This is a genomic window from Mesorhizobium sp. M7A.F.Ca.CA.004.12.1.1 (assembly GCF_003997835.1).
GTDB lineage: Bacteria > Pseudomonadota > Alphaproteobacteria > Rhizobiales > Rhizobiaceae > Mesorhizobium.
In genome coordinates, this window is the sequence record NZ_RZRK01001155.1 from 1 (window position 1) to 1,409 (window position 1,409).

Consider the following 1,409-nt stretch of genomic DNA (forward strand, 5'->3'; position numbering starts at 1 on the left):
GTCATGCGCCGTGCCGTCGAGCACATGCGCGAGACGCATGGTGAGACGGTCATCCGCGAGACGATGATCGAGGCGATCCGCTCGCGCATCGAAAAGAGCCGCGACGCGGCCTGATCTACCCGGCGTTCAAAGCTTCGGCGGCGCGCTTGAGGAGCGCGTCGCGATCAGGGGTAAACCCGGCTTCGACCCATTCCGCCTCGAGATTCCTGAGGATTTCGCCGAGTTTCGGTCCTGGAGTTGCGCCGAGCGCTGTGAGATCGGCACCTTTCAGCGGAAACAACGGCTTTTCCCATTTGGTGGCGAAGGCAAGCTGGCGCGAAAAGCCACCGGCTTCGAGCAGCGCCTCATTGTCCTCGACGGCGCGCACTCTGGCTGCCGCAAGCGACAGCCGCAGCCGGTCGACAAACCCCTGCCGGTCGCCGCGATAGAGCCTTTTCGCCAGTTCGCCCTCGGTCGTCTTCGGCTCGACGGCGGTGGCAAGCGCCCAGTGGCGCAGGCGATCCGCTTCGGCGGTCGAGAGTTTGAGCCGCTCGGCGAGCGTCTTCATGCGAGCGGCATCGGGCGGCACGATCGCTTCCAGTCTGAGCAGCGGGTCGGGTGCCCAGCCCAGATCCTTCCCGGCCTTGGCCAACCCATGGATGGCATCGATGCCCCATTTCTCGCTTTCCGGCAGCGCTGCGGTCAAGACGCCTGCCTGCCGCATCCAGAGCAGCGCCCGTGACGGATCGGGCGCCGACAAGAGCTTCTTCAGTTCCGACCAGATGCGCTCGGCCGAAAGCTGGGCCAGCCCTTCCTTAAGCCGGGCGCAGGCTTTCAGCCCTTCGGCGTCCGGCCGTCCATCGCCGTACCAGGCGAAGAAGCGGAAGAAGCGCAGGATGCGCAGATAATCCTCGCGGATACGCGCTTCCGGGTCGCCGATGAAGCGCAGCCGGCGTGCCTCGATGTCGGCAATGCCGCCGACCAGGTCGACAACCCTGCCGTCGGCCTCGGCATAGAGCGCATTGATGGTGAAGTCGCGCCGCTCGGCGTCAAGCTTCCAGTCGCGCCCGAACGACACTTTCGCGCGTCGCCCGTCGGTCTCGATATCGGCGCGCAAGGTGGTGATTTCATAAGGTTTTCCGCCGGCAACCACGGTGATTGTCCCATGTTCGATGCCGGTTGGCACCGCCTTGAACCCTTCCGCTTCGGCGCGGCGGAGGGTTTGCTGCGGCAGGCAGGTGGTGGCGATGTCGATGTCGGCGACGGGCTGGCCCATCAGCGTGTTGCGCACCGCGCCGCCGGCGACTCGCGCCTCTTCACCGCCTTCGGCCAGTGCGAACAGCAGGCGCTGCAGATGCTTGTCGCCGAGCCAGTCGGCCCTGTCCGCGATCGAGACACTCACGCATAAAGCCTTTCATAGAGGGTACGGA

The 1,409-nt window shown here is 65.6% G+C and carries 2 protein-coding genes; one reads left to right on the forward strand and one right to left on the reverse strand.

Annotated elements, in window-relative coordinates:
* A partial coding sequence (locus EN984_RS34655; protein WP_127384361.1) for a DUF1059 domain-containing protein occupies positions 1–114 on the forward strand: 114 nt, incomplete at its 5' end.
* Between the two features lies 1 nt (position 115).
* Here EN984_RS34655 and EN984_RS34660 read toward each other — a convergent pair.
* Positions 116–1,381: a CCA tRNA nucleotidyltransferase gene (locus EN984_RS34660; RefSeq protein ID WP_127269429.1), complete on the reverse strand. Its 1,266-nt coding sequence runs from the start codon at positions 1,379–1,381 to the stop codon at positions 116–118.
* Positions 1,382–1,409: the final 28 nt, after the last annotated feature.